The sequence below is a fragment of the Janthinobacterium sp. Mn2066 genome, from assembly GCF_049319705.1.
Lineage (GTDB): Bacteria > Pseudomonadota > Gammaproteobacteria > Burkholderiales > Burkholderiaceae_D > Janthinobacterium.
The window spans coordinates 70,509-87,932 of sequence record NZ_JBMOUF010000011.1; the positions used below are offsets into that span (position 1 = coordinate 70,509).

The 17,424-nt window shown below is 61.5% G+C and carries 14 protein-coding genes; 8 read left to right on the top strand and 6 right to left on the bottom strand.

What is annotated here, in order from left to right:
• Positions 1-63: 63 nt before the first annotated feature.
• Positions 64-942: an EamA family transporter gene (locus tag ACL9RI_RS21000; protein ID WP_422728433.1), complete on the bottom strand. Its 879-nt coding sequence runs from the start codon at positions 940-942 to the stop codon at positions 64-66.
• 217 nt (positions 943-1,159) lie between these two features.
• On the opposite strand from ACL9RI_RS21000, the gene ACL9RI_RS21005 reads away from it, so the two are divergent.
• Positions 1,160-1,375, top strand: coding sequence for a hypothetical protein (locus ACL9RI_RS21005; protein ID WP_422728434.1), 216 nt, complete (start codon positions 1,160-1,162; stop codon positions 1,373-1,375).
• A 220-nt stretch (positions 1,376-1,595) separates the two neighbouring features.
• On the opposite strand, the gene ACL9RI_RS21010 is transcribed toward ACL9RI_RS21005, so the two are convergent.
• The 3 genes from ACL9RI_RS21010 to ACL9RI_RS21020 all read right to left on the bottom strand — a co-directional run bounded on the left by ACL9RI_RS21010 (position 1,596) and on the right by ACL9RI_RS21020 (position 3,879).
• Positions 1,596-1,874: a hypothetical protein gene (locus ACL9RI_RS21010; protein WP_422728435.1), complete on the bottom strand. Its 279-nt coding sequence runs from the start codon at positions 1,872-1,874 to the stop codon at positions 1,596-1,598.
• Positions 1,871-2,893 (bottom strand): alpha/beta hydrolase family protein, encoded by a 1,023-nt coding sequence (locus ACL9RI_RS21015; protein WP_422728436.1) that lies wholly within the window; start codon positions 2,891-2,893, stop codon positions 1,871-1,873. Before ACL9RI_RS21015 ends, ACL9RI_RS21010 begins: the two co-directional genes overlap by 4 nt.
• Before the next feature lie 173 nt (positions 2,894-3,066).
• A complete protein-coding gene (locus tag ACL9RI_RS21020; RefSeq protein ID WP_422728437.1) occupies positions 3,067-3,879 on the bottom strand; it encodes an APH(3')-I family aminoglycoside O-phosphotransferase in 813 nt (270 codons plus the stop codon).
• A 158-nt stretch (positions 3,880-4,037) separates the two neighbouring features.
• On the opposite strand from ACL9RI_RS21020, the gene ACL9RI_RS21025 reads away from it, so the two are divergent.
• On the top strand, positions 4,038-5,579 hold the full coding sequence (locus ACL9RI_RS21025; RefSeq protein ID WP_422728438.1) for a cryptochrome/photolyase family protein: 1,542 nt from the start codon (positions 4,038-4,040) through the stop codon (positions 5,577-5,579).
• Positions 5,580-5,626: 47 nt separating this feature from the next.
• Here the strand turns inward: ACL9RI_RS21025 and ACL9RI_RS21030 are convergent, their stop codons facing one another.
• Positions 5,627-7,465, bottom strand: coding sequence for a phytase (locus ACL9RI_RS21030; RefSeq protein WP_422728439.1), 1,839 nt, complete (start codon positions 7,463-7,465; stop codon positions 5,627-5,629).
• A gap of 17 nt (positions 7,466-7,482) precedes the next feature.
• Complete coding sequence (locus ACL9RI_RS21035; protein ID WP_422728440.1) at positions 7,483-9,999, bottom strand: TonB-dependent receptor; 2,517 nt, start codon at positions 9,997-9,999, stop codon at positions 7,483-7,485.
• Between the two features lie 313 nt (positions 10,000-10,312).
• Between ACL9RI_RS21035 and ACL9RI_RS21040 the strand changes: the two genes are divergently transcribed.
• The 6 genes from ACL9RI_RS21040 (at position 10,313) to ACL9RI_RS21065 (ending at position 17,374) form a co-directional block, all read left to right on the top strand.
• Positions 10,313-11,206 (top strand): GGDEF domain-containing protein, encoded by an 894-nt coding sequence (locus ACL9RI_RS21040; protein WP_422728441.1) that lies wholly within the window; start codon positions 10,313-10,315, stop codon positions 11,204-11,206.
• A gap of 11 nt (positions 11,207-11,217) precedes the next feature.
• The gene (locus tag ACL9RI_RS21045) at positions 11,218-12,243 is read left to right on the top strand and encodes an AraC family transcriptional regulator ligand-binding domain-containing protein (protein ID WP_422728442.1); all 1,026 of its coding nucleotides are present in this window, start codon (positions 11,218-11,220) and stop codon (positions 12,241-12,243) included.
• Between the two features lie 279 nt (positions 12,244-12,522).
• Positions 12,523-13,917 (top strand): class I SAM-dependent methyltransferase, encoded by a 1,395-nt coding sequence (locus tag ACL9RI_RS21050; protein ID WP_422728443.1) that lies wholly within the window; start codon positions 12,523-12,525, stop codon positions 13,915-13,917.
• The gene (locus ACL9RI_RS21055) at positions 13,917-15,269 is read left to right on the top strand and encodes a sensor histidine kinase (RefSeq protein WP_422728593.1); all 1,353 of its coding nucleotides are present in this window, start codon (positions 13,917-13,919) and stop codon (positions 15,267-15,269) included. The genes ACL9RI_RS21050 and ACL9RI_RS21055 overlap by 1 nt, the downstream gene beginning before the upstream one ends.
• Positions 15,262-16,368, top strand: a complete 1,107-nt coding sequence (locus ACL9RI_RS21060) for a response regulator (protein WP_422728444.1) — start codon at positions 15,262-15,264, stop codon at positions 16,366-16,368. The genes ACL9RI_RS21055 and ACL9RI_RS21060 overlap by 8 nt, the downstream gene beginning before the upstream one ends.
• Positions 16,361-17,374 (top strand): response regulator, encoded by a 1,014-nt coding sequence (locus ACL9RI_RS21065; RefSeq protein ID WP_422728445.1) that lies wholly within the window; start codon positions 16,361-16,363, stop codon positions 17,372-17,374. Before ACL9RI_RS21060 ends, ACL9RI_RS21065 begins: the two co-directional genes overlap by 8 nt.
• Positions 17,375-17,424: the final 50 nt, after the last annotated feature.

Below are 17,424 nucleotides of genomic sequence, written 5' to 3' on the forward strand. Positions count from 1 at the left end.
CTGCCTGGGCCTTGATGGCGTGGACAGGCATGGATGAAACGTTGCTGGCTTTGCTTTTTAGTACTAGCGCTTGCTGTTCTGCGCCCCTAATGCCGCCATGGCCGACGCAAACACAATACAAGCTATCGCCAGCCACTGGATCAGGCTCAGGTGTTCGCCCAATACCAGCATGGCGGCCAGTGCGCTGATGGCGGGCGCGGCGCTGCTGAACATGCCGAACACCCCTTGCGGCAAGCGGCGCAAGGCAAAGATTTCCAGCGAATACGGCAGGGCGCTGGACAGCATGGCAATCGCCAGCCCCATCAAGGCAATCGAGGGCATCAGCAAGGCCGTGCCGGAATAGCTTATGCCGATTGGCACCATCAGCACGGCGGCCACCGTCATGCCCCAGGCCACCGCCTGGCCACCTTGCAAGCTCGAGGCGCGTTTGCCGAAGATGATATACAGCGCCCAGCACAGCGCTGCGCCCAGCGCATAAGCCACGCCCACAGGGTTCAGCCCGCCGGCACCGCCCTGCAGCGGCAGCAGCAGATACAGGCCAAACACGGCGCACGCCACCGCCAGCAAGTCGCGCGGCTTGCGCGACGACAGCATGGCGACTGCCAGCGGCCCCGTCACCTCGATGGCCACCGCAATGCCGATCGGTATCAGCGCAAACGCCCGGTAAATCAGCAGATTCATCAGCCCCAGCACTGAACCATACACCAGCAGATTGAATACATCCTTGCGCTCCAGCCGGAACCGCCACGGCCGCACGATCGCCAGCAAGATCAGCGCCGAAAATCCCACCCGGTAAGCCGTCAGGCCTTCCACCCCTATCACCGGAAACAGATGCTTGGCCATCGCCGCCCCCAGATTGACGGAAATCTGCCCTCCCAAAACGGCCAGGGAAGGCAGCAGAAGGCTGTCGGGAACGGGGGAAGTCGTGGTGGTAGGGGTCATGGGGGATATTTTAATATGCAAAAGGCATAGCGGTTGACTGCATGGAGGATAAGGGAGATTTATCCCGGGAGTCACGCTTTTGACGGGTTATAGTTTTCTTGATGTTATATTGTTAAATTCGCTAGAGTTGCAGGTGTGTCTAGAGCTAGAGATCGCATCAACGTAACAATGCGTGTGGTTTTCTTTTTGGTAATTAACTAATGGAGGAAAGAAATTGATGAGAAATAATTTATGGTTGGGTGTCGGAGTTTTAGCATCTTTAATGTCAGGATGCACCCAATCCTCTCCCGAGAAGAGCGCAGAAGAAATTGAAAAAATTGCGTTTGATTGTGGGGCGACCAAACCACAAATTGAGGCATGGTTTGCAACGCATAAAACAGGTTGGGCGGAGCATGTTGCCGAGGGAGTAAAGTGTATTCAGGATCACCCGTAAGCTGCGAGAGAAAATTGCCACGTCCTGTGTGCTAGCCATCATTTCTATTGTCTATCGGACGATGAAATAAGAAGGTGATTGGTGGCGAAACCAGGTTCCGCCAGCACCCTTATTTATCTGCATGATGGCAAGGCGCTCTGGCAGCAGCAAGGTGATTGAAAGATGCAATAGGCAGCTGCAAAGCGCAACAGCCCTGGTACCGTTAGCATAACGCTAAAGCTTATTTACGGTAGGCCCTGCCATAAGTACCATCCAGCTTGCCCTTGGCCCAATCGGCCATCAAGTCATAAAACCCCGGCGCGATGTTGGTGTACTTGCGCGTGCCATCGGCTGCCACGGTGTAATTGCGCATGCCGTGGTCGGTATCGGGGAATAGATACATCGTAATATCCTGGCCTTGCTTGCGCAGCGAAGACAGGCGCTCCACCGTCAGCGCTACGGGCGCCTGGCGGTCTTCGGCGGCCAGGGCCCACAGCTGCGGTACCCTGACATTACTCAAGACTTGCATAGGTTTGAGCGACCAGTCGATATCGTATTTGTCGAAGCGTGGTATGCCTTGCTGCGCAGCTCATCGACAGGCATGCTCAGCAGCACGCCCGTATAGCCGCCCTTGATTGCTGCAAACCAGGGTTCCTTGCCATATTGTCCCTGCACTCTGGCCAGATCGTCCAGTCCATCCTTGTAAGCGCTTTTCACCACCCTGGCCGTGATGTCGGTGATGGTCTTGCCGTGGACAACAATGTCTTCGCCATACCCCTGGTCGCGCAATTGCTTGGCAACCTGCGCTGCATCCTGCTCCGCGATATCGACCACCAGGCCGAAGCCGATGCCCAGAAATTCTGCCTTGGCGGGCGCTGCCGCGAGCGGCGCGATCCAGCCGCCCTGGCTGAGGCCAAACAGGCCGAAACGGCCATAGCGCCCCTCGGCCAGTTTTTTGGCGGTCAGCGAGGCGGCTACCAGGTCGTCGGCCAGGCGGGGCAGGTTTTGCGTGTACTCGCCTTCGGACAGTCCGGTGCCGCGCTTGTCGTAGACAAACACCGATACCCCACGGCCTACCATCTGGTAAGGATCGCGTGCACGGTCTATCCAACCGCTTTCCTCCGAGCCATGCGCATAGATGACCAGCGGCGTCTGCTTCCCTGCGCCTGGCGCTTCCATCAGACGGCCTGCCAGCAGTATGCCATGCGATGCAAAGCGCGTATTCGTCTCGGCAATGGCCACTTTGGGCCAGACTTCCCGGCCCCGGACCTGTACGGTGCCGTTTCCGCAGACCACCAGTGTTTCGGCATTTTGCGTGTTGCCGACCAGGCCATCGCTAAAGGTGTAGCCAAAACCCTGGCCTGCTTTCGTGATGCTGAGGAAAGCCGATTGATCCTTGCGATAAATTCCCGTTTCACAGGGCGCGGCGACAAACGCGGTGGTGGCCACCGTTGTTGGTTCCGCGCCGATCGACGGGCCGGCAGCCGTGAGCGCAAACGCGAGGAGGGGAAGGGCAGGCAGGAGTGGGTAAGATGTCATGAAACAATAGTAACGCAAGGCACTGTCGCTTTGTTAAGGAAATAATGAAGCGCAGATGAAGAGGATGCCGCTGCGTCGATCCGCGAGTGCCTGCCATTACAGTTTCAGTGCACTCAGCTGTCAAACAAGATGAAACCGGATCGTTTTCCATGGCTTGCTGATGCAGGAGCAGATCAGAACAGCTCGTCCAGCAGCAAATGAAATTGCAGCTTGTCTTGATCTGGCTCAGGCAATCCATATTGCTGGAATAGCCTTTGCTGTAGCGGCCGGCCAAACTCGCCGAGGCAGTTGTGGAGTATGGCCAGGTCCTGGTAGCGGTCAGCAATGCCTAGCCGCGCTACATCGATGCAGCCAGTTATTTCGCCGTCATGCATCAGAAGGTTATCGAGTGAAAAATCGCCATGCGTAATGATGTGGTCTGGCGTGAAAGGCAGATGTTGCTGCAGGGCTAGCCATACTTGCTCCGCCGTCCAGCCTTGCCGCTCATCATCGAAATCATCGGTATCGATGAGGTCGGCGGCGATGCGCTGCCTTGCCAGGGCTAGCCTGGCTACATGATCGCTGCTGTAGGGGCAGGCGTTCAGCGGAATGGCGTGCAGGCGGCGCAGGAAGGCTGCCAGGGCATCGACAACGGCAGGGCCCAGTTCGGGATGCGACGCCAGCAGCTGGTAAGCCGTTTTCCCCTTGAGCGCAGTCATCAACAGCCATGCCTGATTTCCTGTGCGGACAAATTGCATTAGCTGCGGCACAGGCAAGTACTGCGCCAGCCAGCGTAGCCTGTTCGCTTCGTCGGTGATCGTAGCGGCAATGGCGTCCGTGCCATGTTTCAGAAACAAGTCCGGCGCACCGGGCTTGCCATGCAGGCGATAGATGTCTGCGCCGGACTGGCCGATCTGGTCACGTGTCCACAGATAGTCTTTCAGCTGGGCGGACAGGGTTGCGGGTATCGGCATTGCCGCGCAAGCGCGTTCTCTTTTTCTACTCATCTGATGTAGTTCCTTCCTATCCTATTTCCTGAAGTCTGGCATGGTGTAGTATATTGCCTTAATAATAACTTCAACACAAAAAACGGCCACGCTCCCCAGCTTGCGCGGTAAAGTCCGGCATCGGAATAACCTTGTGGCCTGAGCCACAGCACATCGTCATGACTGCATCCAAACACACCCTGCGCCTGATCCTCGGCGACCAGCTCAATCTGCAGCATCGCTGGTTCAGCGAAGTGGACGACGCCACCACCTATATCCTGATGGAAGTGCGGCAAGAAACGGATTATGTGCTGCACCATGCGCAAAAAATCCTGGCGATTTTTGCGGCCATGCGCGAGATGGCGCGGCAGTTGCACGCGGCCGGGCACCGCGTGCATTACATCACGATCGACGATGCGGAGAGCCGCCGCTCCATACCCGAGAATATCGAAGCGCTGATTGTCCATTATCGCGCCAGTGCGTTTGAATACCAGGCGCCCGACGAGTGGCGTCTCGATGAACAGTTGTACCAGCATGGGCGCCGCTCGCGCATACCGTGGCTGATGGTCGACAGCGACCATTTTTATACCAGCCGTAATGAAGCGGCCGATATTTTCGCCGGGCGCAAGCAATGGCTGATGGAGTTTTTTTATCGCCAGATGCGCGTGGCGCACGGCGTGCTGATGGCCGAAGCAAAGAAGCCGGTGGGTGATCAATGGAACTTTGACCACGATAACCGCAAGCCCTGGCGCGGCACGCCGGCCGAACCTGTTGACCCGCGTACCCTGCACGACCACTCTCTGTTGTGGAACACCATCGTGGCGGCCGGCGTCAACAGCTTTGGCGCACCGAAGGCCGATTGCCTGCCGTGGGCCCTGAACCGCGAAGAGGCCTTGTTGCAGCTTGACGCGTTTATCAGCAACGCATTGCCGCATTTCGGCGACTTCCAGGACGCCATGAGCAGCCAGGCCTGGCGTTTGTTTCATTCCCTCCTGTCGTTTGCGCTGAATGTGAAAATGCTCAACCCGCGCGAAGTGGTGGACAGGGCGCAAGCGGCTTACCATGCGGGGCATGCGCCATTGGCCGCGGTGGAAGGCTTTATACGGCAGATTCTGGGGTGGCGCGAATATGTGCGCGGCGTGTACTGGGCCCATATGCCCGGTTATGAGCGCAAGAATTTCTTTGGCCATACGCGCCCGTTGCCGTCCTGGTTCTGGGATGGCAAAACGAAGATGCATTGCCTGTCGCAAGCGATTACCCAGTCGCTGGAACAGGCGCACGCCCACCATATCCAGCGCCTGATGGTGATCGGTAACTTTGCCTTGCTGGCCGGCCTGGATCCGGCCGAAGTGCATCACTGGTACCTGGGCATCTATATCGATGCCTTTGAATGGGTGGAACTGCCCAATACCGTGGGCATGAGCCAGTTTGGCGATGGCGGCTTATTGGCGACCAAGCCATATGTCTCCAGCGCGGCCTATATCGACCGCATGAGCGATTATTGCAAGGGCTGCCATTACGATAAAAAGGCACGCATCGGTGACAATGCCTGCCCCTTCAATGCCCTGTACTGGGACTTTTTCCAGCGTAATGCGCATGTGCTGGAGCGCAATCCCCGCATCGGCATGGCGTACCGCCAGCTGGAAAAAATGGAGGATACGGCGATTCTTGACTTCAAACAGCAGGCGGCGAAGATGCTGGGCAATGTAAATGCCTTGTGATGCATGATGGCCGGGGCAGCCATGCCCCAGCCATCATAGGGCCATGCTTATTCCAGCTTCAAGGCCTTTGCCACATCTTCCCACGCCACATACTTGAAGTTTTGCGGGCCATCCGGCAAGCGCTTGTAGCCATCCTGGATCACCAGCATGCCTTGCCCATAGGCGCCGCCCAGGTTGGCCGACGTGACTTCGATGCCGTCCGTCTCCGACGTGCCGTCGATCCCGGCGGCGATATTGAAACCGACCCGGAAGCGGCCGCGCACCTTGTACGGGGCGGCCGCGTCGAGCACGACGTAGCTGCTGTCGCCCTGGCTGGAGACGAGCAGGTAGTCGCCCTTGCCATCCGGATGGCGGTAGATGGCCATGCCTTCCACGTCGGCTGCCAGCTGCGGGCCGACGGGCAAGACCATGCTCATCGCATCCGGTTTGCCGGCGTCGGCCGAGGTGGTCCACACGCCGCGCCGCTCTTCACCCAGGAACAGCCTGCCCGTGCGGTCGTCGGCCACGCAGCCTTCCGGTTGCGTCGCGACCTTGAAGCTGCGCAGCAGGGTGGCCGTGAAATTGTTGTCATGCCTGCCGATGCGGTACTGCTGGAAGGTGCCGTCCTTGTCGTTGATAAACGCTTCCAGGCCGCCGCTGGCCGGCTGGTACAAGCACATGCCGTAAATGCTGTGCAAGCCGGTGGGGAAGCGGGCCGCTTCGGCCACGACACCATCGGCATTGATGGTAAATAGCATCATGCTATTGTCATCGCGTTGGGTGGCCACGGCCAGGTCGAACTTGCTGCCGCTCAATGTGATGTCCTGGCGTACGTCCACATTGTTCAAGCGTCCCACTTCCAGCAGCTGGGTTTGCTTGCCTTGCAGGTCATACACCAGCAAGCCCTGCTTCTTGTTGGTGCCCAGCACGCGCGAGTCGGTGCGCTTAGCCGCCAGCCAGATGGCGGGATCGTCGGCGGCGTCGCCCACCCGGTCCATCGGTTCGGTCTGGCCGCGCGGCATGACGATGGTTGTTGGCGGCAGGCTTTCCGCCTTGCCCTGCCAGCGCAAGGCTTGCGTCTGCCAGCCATTTTTTCCGCGAAGCAGCATCGAGCCTGCATCCCACAGCAGCTGGCTGTCGCCCTTGCGCACGTCCAGCATGACCTTGTGCGGCGGCAAGGCCGTCCACTTGCCGGCCTGGTGCGACAGGGTGTGCAAGTTTTCCGCCTTGGCGTCGAGCACGACCACGCCACCGGGCAGCACGGCCAGCGCGCCGGCGCCGCCAGCCAGCGGGCCGTAGGGTTTGCGCAGGGCAACGATCTCGCGGCTACCCATGCCTTCCGCTTCGGCGTCGTAGGCCCATACGCCCACAGTGGCTTCGCTGGCATACAGGCGCTGGGCGCCATCGTCCACGCGGCAATGCTTGACGTGTGGCGGCATGGCCAGCTTGCGCACCAGCCGGCGCTGCTCGCCTTGCATCACCCATTGTTCGGACTGGCCATCCTTGCCGATCAGGAACAGATGATCGAGTTGCTGGGCGTCGCGGTACAGGCACGAGGCTTCCACGGAAAAGCCGGGGACGGGAAACGGCGTCTGGCGCAGCAGCTTGCCGGACTGCACATCCACGCTGACGGGGATGGGGCGCTGCGTGCCCGCTTCCAGGAAGACGGCCAGCAGTTGATTGCCATCACCTCGGGTATCGAGCTGCCTGGCGCGCACCTGGACGCTGTCCTGTTGCTGACCATCGGCGTTGTACAGGTGCAAGCCATGCTTGTCCAGGGTCAGCCAGCCGCCGCCGGGCAGGTGCACCAGTTCTTCCGCCTGCGCCGTCAGGGCGGGCAGGGCGGCAGCGTAACTGGTGAGGGAAACGGCGGCCAGCAAGGCGCCGCACAACAAGGTTTTTTTCATGCGGAATGCAGTCATCATCAGAAGGCGCTCGCTTTCAGGCTCAACTTGTAGGTGCGGCCATACTGTTCGTTCTGCACGTTGTAGGCTTTCGTTCCCTGGTAGACATAGTATTTTTCATTGTTCAGGTTAGCGGCCTCGAACGTCAGCTGGAACTGTTTGCTGAGCTGATACGAGATGGAAAAATCGAGCTGCTTCTGGCTGTCGACGATGCGGTCCTGGCTTTGCTGCAGGATATCGCTGCCCATTTCCAGCAGGTAAGGTGATTTATAGTTGAGCGCCAGGCGCGTGCTGACGGGGCCGGTTTCATAACCGAGCATCAGATTCATCACCTGGTTCGACTGGCCCGGCAAACGGATAGCGCGGTTCAGCTGCCTGCCGGCTGCCTTGTCGAAGCGGCCGACCTGCGCGCTGGACGTGCTCAGGGTGCCATTGACGCCGATCAGCAATTGATTGAAAGGTGCGGGCAGCATGCGCAGCGGCTGCATATACGCCAGTTCGATACCCTTGACCTTGGCCGTATCGCCATTCGCATACGAGGTGGCCGTGCTGTAGCCCGTCCAGGCGCCCGTACCGGCCAGGTTGGTGGTGTAGGTGAAATTCTTGATGTCCTTGTAGTAACCGTAGGCGGACATCACGCCATCGTTGCCCAGCACGCGCTCGATGCCCAGGTCCAGGTTGTTGGCTTTCAAGGGCTGGAGGTCAGGATTGCCGATCACCGCTTCCGTATTGCTGGCGAGATTGACGCCGGGCGCCAGCTGGCTGAAATTGGCGCGCACCACCGCCTGCGTCCAGGCGGCGCGCACGCTGGTCTTGTGGTCCAGGTCATAGCGTGCCTGCAGGTTTGGCAGCCAGTTGGTATAGGACCGTTCGCGCGTCAGCGGCGTGGCGGCGCCAGCGCTGTCCACTTGCGCACCGGCGGCCTGGAAACGGGTGCGCTCGGCGCGCACGCCGCCCAGGATATGCCAGCTGTCGAAGTCATAGCTGTTCTGCACATACAGGGAATTGATGTCTTCCTGCATGCGGTAATCGTTGATGGCGGACTCGGTGGCCAGGCGCGCCTTGTCGCGGTCCAGGCCTGCCACCCTGGCGCGTATCAGGGCCGGGTCCAGCGCCAGGCCGATCCTGCCCAGGTCGTAGTCCAGATTGCGGTTCTGCACGAAGTCGCTCATGGCGGTGGAACCCGCACCCCAGTAATTGCCGCTGCTGGCCTTGCTGCTGTTATAGGCCCATTGATCCGTGTCATTGTTCTTGTCGCGGCGGCTGATTTTGGCGCCGAACTTCAGGGTGGCCAGGTCGAACTTGCGCGCCAGGTCGATGCGCGCATGGTGTTCATTGTCCTTCGAGTAGCGTTTCTGCAAGGTAATAGCATTGAGTGTGTAGCTGGCCGGGTCGTACAGCGAGGCCGGGCCGCTCAACAGGGGCTGCTCGGTACCGCTGAAGCTGATGCCGGGAATATTGCTGGTGCTGCGGAAACGGCCATCGTTCAGCGCTTCGGGCGTGTCTTCCGTGGCGCGGCTGGTCCCGCCTTTGACGTCCAGCGTCCAGTCGCCCGATTTTTGCTGCGTGCCCAGCACCAGCGAGCCTACCTGCTGCGTGTATTTGCGCTGGCGGATGCGGCGCTCGGCGCGCGCCCCCGCCGTCTCGCCCTCGGCCAGGTTGCCGCCGGCGATATTGCTGATGGTCAGCCGGTCGCGCACTTCATTGTCGGAAAATTCGCTGAGGAAAGAGCGCAAGAACCAGCTATTGTCCGCTTGCGGGCGGTAATCGAGGTTGACGGCGAGGGCGTTGCGCTTGCGCACCGGCAGGTAGTCGCGCAGTTCCAGGGTGCTCAGGCGGCCATTGTTCCAGGCGCCGCCCGTTTCCACGTCATCCGAGCCGAACGAGCGCTTCTCGGCGCTGGCGCCAACGGCGACACCGAGCTTGCCGTCCAGCAAGCGCTGCGCCCACAGTACGCCGCCGTTCGGGCTGGTCTTGCCGGTCTTTTCATCGTGGCTGGCGCCGATATTGGCCGACAGCAGCCTGCCCGGCAAATCGAAGGCCGACAGCGACTTGACTTCGACGGTGGCGCCCAGCGAGTTGGCGTCCATTTCCGGCAGCAGGGTTTTCGATACTTCCAACGTGCGGATCAGGCCGGCAGGCAGGATATCCAGCGCCACGGCGCGGCGGCCCGCTTCCGGTGACGGCACCAGCGCGCCATTGATGGTGACGGCGTTCAGGTCGGGTCCCAGGCCGCGCACGCTGATGTAGCGGCCTTCGCCCTGGTCGCGCTGCACCGACACGCCCGGCAGGCGCGCCAGCGCTTCGGCGGCGTTCTTGTCGGGCAAGCCGCCGATATCGTCGCTGCTGACGACGCTGATGATGTTGTCGGCTTTTTCTTGCGCGGCAATCGCGTTGCGCAGGCTGGCGCGCTGGCCTTTGATGGCCACGGTGGCGGCATCGTCATTGCCGCTCTGTTGCGCCTGGGCGCTGAAGGCGGCCAGGATGCCGAAGGCCAACGCGCTCAGGCGCAGTGGGGAAGAAGTGGATGGTTGCATGTTGATATCGATTATTGTTTTCATGAAAGGCCCGCTGGGGGAGGGAACGGGGCGGATGGTAGACAGACAATATGACGCTTGCATGACAGGCAAGCCTGCAAAGCCGCATGCACAGCGGCTTGCAGTCCTTTTTGAGCTGAAATGACCTGCCACGGCAGGGCGCAAGCAGTACCGCCAGCGCTATTTGCAGGGCGCCAGGCAATCATCGTGAGCCGTTTGGACCTGCCGCCCGCTGCGCACGGCTGACGGCCATGTCATCGTGCCGTCATCGGCGACCGCTATCGTGGCGGCAGCCTGACTTTGAGGAACGCCCATGCTGCAACTCCACCGCAACAGCCTGATCACCGCCGCGCTGGCGCTGCCCCTGTTTTTCGTGCTGTATGCCACCTTGGGCGTCGCCAAACCATGGCATGCGTGGAAGTGGATGGACATCGTTTCCGAAGGCGGCACGGCTGTGATGGCCGGCGTGTGGTTCCTGTTTACGCTCAGCAGCCGGCCGCGGGGACTGGTGACGCGGCTGATCGCGGGAGGCCTGTGCGCCATCATGCTGGGTTCCTGGGCCGATTGCCTGGACGAATTCTTCGCCATCGACAAGCGCGCCGTGTGGGACAACTGGCTCGAAGCGCTGGTGCCGTTCGGCATGCTGATGCTGACCATCGGCATGTATTACTGGCGCCAGGAGCAGTTCCGCCTGAACGAGCACCTGCAAAAGCGCGAGCGTTTGTTCCGCGACCACCGCGCCTTCGACCGCATCACGCAGCTGGCCGACGCCAGCTATCTGCGCACGCAGATGCGGCTGGAGCAGGAACGCCGCCCCGGATTCGATTGCGCGCTGGTCTTGCTCGATATCGACAGCTTTCATTTGATTAACCGCGAATACGGCCACCGCGAAGGCGACCGCGTGCTGCAGGCCGTGGGGCATATGCTGTTGCTGAACTTGCGCAACGATGACTTGCTGTGCCGCTATGCGGGCGACCGCTTTGCCGTGCTGATGCCCGGCGTGTCGCGTGAAGATGCCGCCCTGGCGGCGCGCCATCTGTGTGCTATGGTGGGCCAGATGCGCCACCATGCGAATGACAACCGCGTCATCCGCCTGAGCTTGCGCCATGCCTGTTCGCTGGCCGACGGCGTGCCGGAAGTGGTGTTGGCCGAATTGAGCCGTGCAGTCGGGACGCCGCCTGTAGCGCCCAGCGCCGCAGCGGCCTGACGTTGCCGGCCATGTTGTGGACACCGGCGGGCGAGCCCAGCATCGCGGCGCGCCATCAGCCGGCACTGGTGCTCGACTACGCGCATAGCCGCGAACTGGCGAGGCCGCCATTGCTCAAGGGCACCGGCCTGGATGATGGCGCGCTGCCGGCCGAAGACAGCCTGCTCAGTGCCACGCAATACCTGCAATTGCTGGCCAATCTGGCGCGCGGACTGGACAGCGCCGACACCAGTTTCATGCTGGGCCAGCAAATGCTGCCCGGCCACTACGGCGCCGTCAGCCATGCCTTGCTGCAGGCGCAGCATTTACGCCAGGCACTGGCGATCCTGTGCGATTTTCATACGAGCTTGTGTCCGTTGCTGCAGCCCCGGCTGCGCGCAGCGGGGCCGTTGCACGTGCTGTACTGGACCGATGCGTTCGGCGCGCCCAGCCAGCGGCCTTTCCTGGTCGAGATGCACATGACGGCGGTCACGTCGATGTGCCGCTGGCTGGCCGGTGAAGCGCTGCCATGGCGCTACTGTTTTAACCGCGCCCGGCCACGCCATGTGGAGCAGCACGAAGTGCATCTGGGGCACGGCTTGCGTTTTGATTGCCAGGTGGACGCCATGCTGATCGACAGCGCCTGGCTGGATAAACCCTGGCCGCGAGGCAATGCCACGGCGGCTGCACTGGCCTTGCGCGGCGCGGCGCTGGATGCGGCGCCTGCCCCCAGCCTGCCCGGCGTGCTGTATGACTATCTGCTGCAGCATATCCGTTGCGCTCCGACATTGGAACGCACGGCGCAGGATTTCGGCGTCAGTCCCGCCACCCTCAAGCGCCATCTTGCCCGCCACGGCAGCCATTTCCAGGCCGAGCTCGATCTCGTGCGCGCGCACAAAGCCATCTACCTGTTTCAGGCGCATGGTTATGATAATGAAGCCGTGGCCGATTATCTGGGCTTTCACGACGCCACCAATTTTCGCCGCTCCTTCAAGCGCTGGACGGGGCAGACGCCCCAGTTGCTGCGCCATGCGCTGGCGCTGTTCGGCGCCGTGTGAAGAGGGGCAAATGGCGCTGGTGTGGCGTTTGCGCACGGGGAATGCCTTCCTTTCAGCAACGATTGCCCGTGCTGTTACATCCAGTGTACACTCGGCAAGAGATACTGCAACGACGCGTAGTGGCGTCGCGCCCTGAAATGGTTTATATGGTTTAGCTCGATTCAAAGGATGGCGCTCTGGCGGCTGCCGCCCCGCGTGCCTTGCCCTCAACCCGTTTGGCCCCAGGCGCGCCCATGCAGCCAGTGCGTCCGGAACCAGGCATCTTGACCATGTCCTATCGTGTATTCACAATCGCAAATCGATCCAGTCGTCAGTTTTCGCACTACCCAAGGTGAGGTAATCCGCGGCACTATCTTCAATCTGCAGCGTAATTCGATGGTGATGGAGATTTACAATCCCGAAGCCATCGTGCAGGTCAGCGAAGTGCTCAGCGAACTGACGGTACGCATGGGGGCAAAGAACGCCTACGTCGGCAAGGCGGTAGTGATCAGCAGCGTCAATACGGGCTTGACGGCAATTATTTCGGTCACCCTGATCGACGAATGGCGTGCCCTGAGCGACGTGGTGCTGGTAAAGGGCGCGGTGGCGCGCGAAGCCATGGCCTTCGTATCGGGCTGGGGCGAGCGCTTTCGCATCCGCAGCGATTACCAGATCGTGGTCAACGAGATGCGCGCCTTTTTGTCGGAAGTGGCGCGCTGGGTCGAGCAGGTCGACCTGTCCGATGCTTTGCCCAAGGAAAATGGCCGCCTGCGCGCCGATATTTTCGATGAACTGGCGCTGCCGCTGATGGAGCAGACCCAGCTTTATTTGCGCCAGCTGGAAGCGGCGGCGGCCCTGGTCGAGGCCGAACATGCGCCGGCCCACCGGGCCTTTGCCCAGGCGGCCTTGCATCCCTTGATCCTGCGCGCGCCGTTTGTGTTTCGCACCTTTACCAAGCCGCTCGGCTATGCCGGCGACTACCAGATGGTCAACCAGTTGCTGGACGATCCGCGCCAGGGGCCGAGCACCTATTTTCAGATCGTCAATGCGGCCTTCCTGCAGGCGGCGGTGGCCATCGCGCACCGCAACCGCATCGATATCCTGACCGATTTCCTGGTGCACAAGGCCGCCCTGGCGCGCGCGGCCGGGCGTGTCTACAAGGTGCTCAACGTGGGTTGCGGCCCCGCCATCGAGGTGCAGCGTTTCCTGGAGAACTGTCCCGATGCGCACTGGCTGAGCTTTGAACTGGTGGACTTCAGCGCCGAAACCCTGGAATGGACGCGCGCGCGCCTGACCGCCATCCTGGAGCGCACGGGACGTGCGGTGGAGATCCGCTATGTGCACGATTCCGTGCATAATCTGCTCAAGCGGCGCCGTGGCAACGCTGCGGCCCTCGAGTCCGACAACTGCGACGTGGTGTATTGCGCCGGCCTGTTCGATTATCTGTCCGACAAGGTCTGCATGCGCCTGCTGCAGCATTTCGCCGGCCGGGTCGGGGCCGGTGGGCGCTTGCTGGTGACGAATGTGCACGCCAGTAATCCCGGCAAGTTCGGCATGGAGCATTTGCTTGAATGGCATTTGATCTACCGCAATGAGGAGAGTTTGTCCGCCTTGCTGCCTGCGCAGGCGACAGCGCACCATATCTATGTCGACGCCACTGGCGTCAATGTCTTTGCCGAGGTGAGCATTGTATGATGGATAACGCAGGCTTGCTGGAGGCCTATGCGGCGACCCTGCGCAATTTTCGCCTGGAGTTCAGCCGCGGCGGCGCGTATACGGGCATCGTGCTGATCTTGCTGGGCATGGGGCTGGACTCGGCCCTGTATCCCGGCAAGCAGGCCGCCTTTACGGGCGCGCGCATCCTGGTGGCGGCCCTGATATTGTGCGTGGTGCTGGCCATGCGCACGCGCTGGGCGCAGGAACGCATACAGTGGCTGACGTTTATCTGGCTGCTGCTGCCGCAATTGATGATCGCCTGGATGATCGCCGTCACCGAAGGCGCTGCATCGATCTATTATGTCGGCATGACCCTGGCGATTTATTCCTCCGGCATCGTGCTGGCCTTTGGCCTGTGGCAAAACATGGTCTTTGGCGCGGTGTCGTGCCTGCTGTATGTCTGCGCCTGCGTCTGGTATGCGCGGGGCTTTGACTTGCGGGCTGCGTTTGTCGTCAACACCCTGTTCCTGATCATGTCGGCCAGCATCAGCACCGTGTTTACCTATTTTAACGAGCGCGCCCGCTTCATGCTGTTCCAGTTGAAGGCGGAAGTGGCGCAAAAGAATATGCAACTCGAGGAAACCAACCGCAACCTGGCCGATATCAAGGGGCAGATGCTGCAGCAGGAAAAGATGGCCGCCATCGGCACCCTGGCGGCGGGCTTGCTGCACGAAGTCAATAACCCCGTCAATTTCTGCATGATGGCCATCGAGGTCGCCATCGAGGACCCGGCCGCCAAGAAAAGCGCGCTGATCAGTGAATGCCTGGCCGACGCCAGGCAGGGCATGCAGCGCGTGCAGCACATCGTGTCAGACCTGAAGACCTTTGCCTATCGCAAGAATGGCAAGCAGCTGGAAAACGGGCATTTCCCGTTTGCCCGCGCGCTCGACGCGGCCATCCGCCTGGTGGGGCACGAAACGAAAGGCGTCAGCATCGTGCGCGAGTTGCCCGACGATAGCATGGTGCGCGGCGACGAGGCTGCCATCGTTGGCGTGCTGATCAATCTGCTGGGCAATGCTGCGCTGTCCATGCGCAAGCGCAATGTGCCGCCGTTCGAAATCCGCATCAGCGCCCGCTGGGATGTCGACCGGCTGCGGGTCAGCGTGCGCGACAATGGCCCCGGCATTGCGCCGGAAAACCTGGCGCGCGTGTTTGAACCATTTTTTACCACCCGCGAAGTGGGGCAGGGACTGGGCCTGGGCTTGAGCATCAGCTATGGCGTGATCGAGCGCCACGGCGGCACCCTGAGCGCCGAAAGTGAGTTCGGCGCCTGGGCCAGCATGAATTTCGACTTGCCGCGGCCGGATTGGGAGGGCCGTCAACATGCGTGATGATAGCCGCGCCACCGTGCTGTACGTCGATGACGAAGAACTGGCGTGCAAGTATTTCAGCCACGCGGTCGGCGCGCGCTACCGTGTGCTGACGGCGCACGGTGTCGATGCCGCGCTGGCCTTGCTCGCTGGCACCGGCGGCGAAGTCGATGTGCTGGTCACCGATTACCGCATGCCGGGCCGCCTGGGCAGCGAATTGCTGCAGGAAGTGGCGCGCCTGTATCCGCATGTCGTGTGCATGCTGGTGACGGCCTATGCCGACAAACAAGTGTTGCTTGAGCTGATCAATGGCGGCACCCTGTTCCGCCTGCTGGAAAAACCGTTCGACATGCCGTCCATGCTGAACGCACTGCAACTGGCCGTGCAGACGGGGCGCGAACGCGCGTTTCGCCGCCAGGGCCTGATGGCGATCGATGAATCGCTGGCCTTCCTGGCGCATGAATTGACTACCCCGCTGGGAGCGATCGCCAATTTCGCGCGCGGCATCGAGCGGCGCGCCGGCGTGGCCGACACGCCAGCGGCCGAGATCGTGGAAGCGGCGGCCCAGATGCATGAAAACGCCCGTTATTGCCTGGCGATCCTGGCCAGCTTTGTCGACACCGTGCGCCTGGCCAGTGCCGGGCCGGGCATGGGCGGCGGGCGCCGCGCCGCCAGCGCAGGGCAAGTGCTGGCGGGGCTGCTCGACAGCTATCCGCTTTCGGCCACCCAGCGCGCGGCCATCACGCTGGCGATCGACGACGATTTCGCCATCACCGAGTCGCCCAACTGCGTTGCCTTGATCCTGTCGTCGGTGCTGGGCCATGCCTTGCGCCGGCTGGCTGGCCACCCGCATCCGCTGCTGCTGTTCACGGTCGGCAAGCGCCACATCAGCCTGAGCGATAATGGCGCAGCCATCCTGCCCGATTTGCCCGAGCGTTTGTTGCATGATCCCATCGCGAACGATAGCGTAGCAGAGCCTGCCTGGAGTATGATTTTCTGTCAGCGCATGATGCATTCTTTTGGTGGCAATATCGATATCGGTATCGTCAGCAATGGCGCCGACAGCGAAACGACTGTCACCCTGAGTTTTCCAGTCCCTATAAGGAATGAGCATGATTGACGCCAAGCTGCCTTTGCCGCCCCAGCGTGCGCCGGAGCAGGAACTGCCGACGATACTGTATGTCGATGACGAAGCCAACGCCCTCAAATACTTTCAGCGCGCCATTGCGCCGATGGCCGAAGTCCTGACCGCCACCTCGGTGGAGGAGGGCAAGCGCATCCTTGACGAGCAGGCCGGACGGATCGCCGTGCTGGTGTCGGACCAGCGCATGCCGGGCGCCTACGGCAATGCGCTGCTGTCGTATGCCTGGGACCGTTACCCGCATATCGTGCGCATCCTGACCACCGCGTATTCCGAGCTGGAGCACACGGTGGAAGCCGTCAACCAGGGCCAGATACACCGCTATATCCAGAAACCGTGGGATATCGCCGCGCTGCGCATGGAACTGAAGCAGGCGCTGGACCTGGCCCAGCTGCGCAATGAACACGCGCAATTGCTGCGTGAAAAACTGCTGGTGCGCCAGCGCCAGGTGATCGCCAGCCGCATCGGCAGCCTGTACCTGCTGTGCGCCAGCCTGGCCGGGCCGGAGCAGCAATTGCCGGTGGAAGCGTATCTGTCGGCGGCGCTGACGGCGGGCGTGACGCCGCCCGAACCGGATTGGCTGGCGATGGACCATGCCGACCTGGTCAGCTCGGAAGCGTTCCGCAGCACTGCGTTTGCCGCCGCCGTGCGCCAGCAGCAGGACACGCTGGAGCGCGAGCATGCGGGTCCTGGCGTGGAGCAAGCCATCGAGCTGCTGCAAGCCGTGTTTGGCGCGGCCCTGCAAGACAGGGGCGGCACGGCGATCTTTCTCGAACCGCGCTTGCTGACGGAGTTCCTGGAAACCCCGACCGGCACGCCTGTCTCGGCCGTGCACGCGTTCTGGCTGGCCAGCCTGTTATGGCTGGCGCGGCGCGGCTGGTCGCTGCAACTGAATGCCACCGAGCAGGGTTTGCAGGGCAAGCTGGCGCAGGCCGAGCCGGCCCTGAAACCTGACCACCTGGCGGCCTGGATCGAGCAGTTTTAACAGAGGCCAGGCAAAGCTGCTGCACCGGCTTTGCCTGGCCTGCTTGCCTT

What these genes read in the sequence shown, in the direction of transcription:
- ACL9RI_RS21000 (WP_422728433.1), bottom strand. Translation starts at nt 942, where the DNA reads ATGACCCCTACCACCACGACTTCCCCCGTTCCCGACAGCCTTCTGCTG.
- ACL9RI_RS21005 (WP_422728434.1), top strand. Translation starts at nt 1,160, where the DNA reads ATGAGAAATAATTTATGGTTGGGTGTCGGAGTTTTAGCATCTTTAATG.
- ACL9RI_RS21015 (WP_422728436.1), bottom strand. Translation starts at nt 2,893, where the DNA reads ATGACATCTTACCCACTCCTGCCTGCCCTTCCCCTCCTCGCGTTTGCG.
- ACL9RI_RS21020 (WP_422728437.1), bottom strand. Translation starts at nt 3,879, where the DNA reads ATGAGTAGAAAAAGAGAACGCGCTTGCGCGGCAATGCCGATACCCGCA.
- ACL9RI_RS21025 (WP_422728438.1), top strand. Translation starts at nt 4,038, where the DNA reads ATGACTGCATCCAAACACACCCTGCGCCTGATCCTCGGCGACCAGCTC.
- ACL9RI_RS21030 (WP_422728439.1), bottom strand. Translation starts at nt 7,465, where the DNA reads ATGAAAAAAACCTTGTTGTGCGGCGCCTTGCTGGCCGCCGTTTCCCTC.
- ACL9RI_RS21035 (WP_422728440.1), bottom strand. Translation starts at nt 9,999, where the DNA reads ATGCAACCATCCACTTCTTCCCCACTGCGCCTGAGCGCGTTGGCCTTC.
- ACL9RI_RS21040 (WP_422728441.1), top strand. Translation starts at nt 10,313, where the DNA reads ATGCTGCAACTCCACCGCAACAGCCTGATCACCGCCGCGCTGGCGCTG.
- ACL9RI_RS21045 (WP_422728442.1), top strand. Translation starts at nt 11,218, where the DNA reads ATGTTGTGGACACCGGCGGGCGAGCCCAGCATCGCGGCGCGCCATCAG.
- ACL9RI_RS21055 (WP_422728593.1), top strand. Translation starts at nt 13,917, where the DNA reads ATGGATAACGCAGGCTTGCTGGAGGCCTATGCGGCGACCCTGCGCAAT.
- ACL9RI_RS21060 (WP_422728444.1), top strand. Translation starts at nt 15,262, where the DNA reads ATGCGTGATGATAGCCGCGCCACCGTGCTGTACGTCGATGACGAAGAA.
- ACL9RI_RS21065 (WP_422728445.1), top strand. Translation starts at nt 16,361, where the DNA reads ATGATTGACGCCAAGCTGCCTTTGCCGCCCCAGCGTGCGCCGGAGCAG.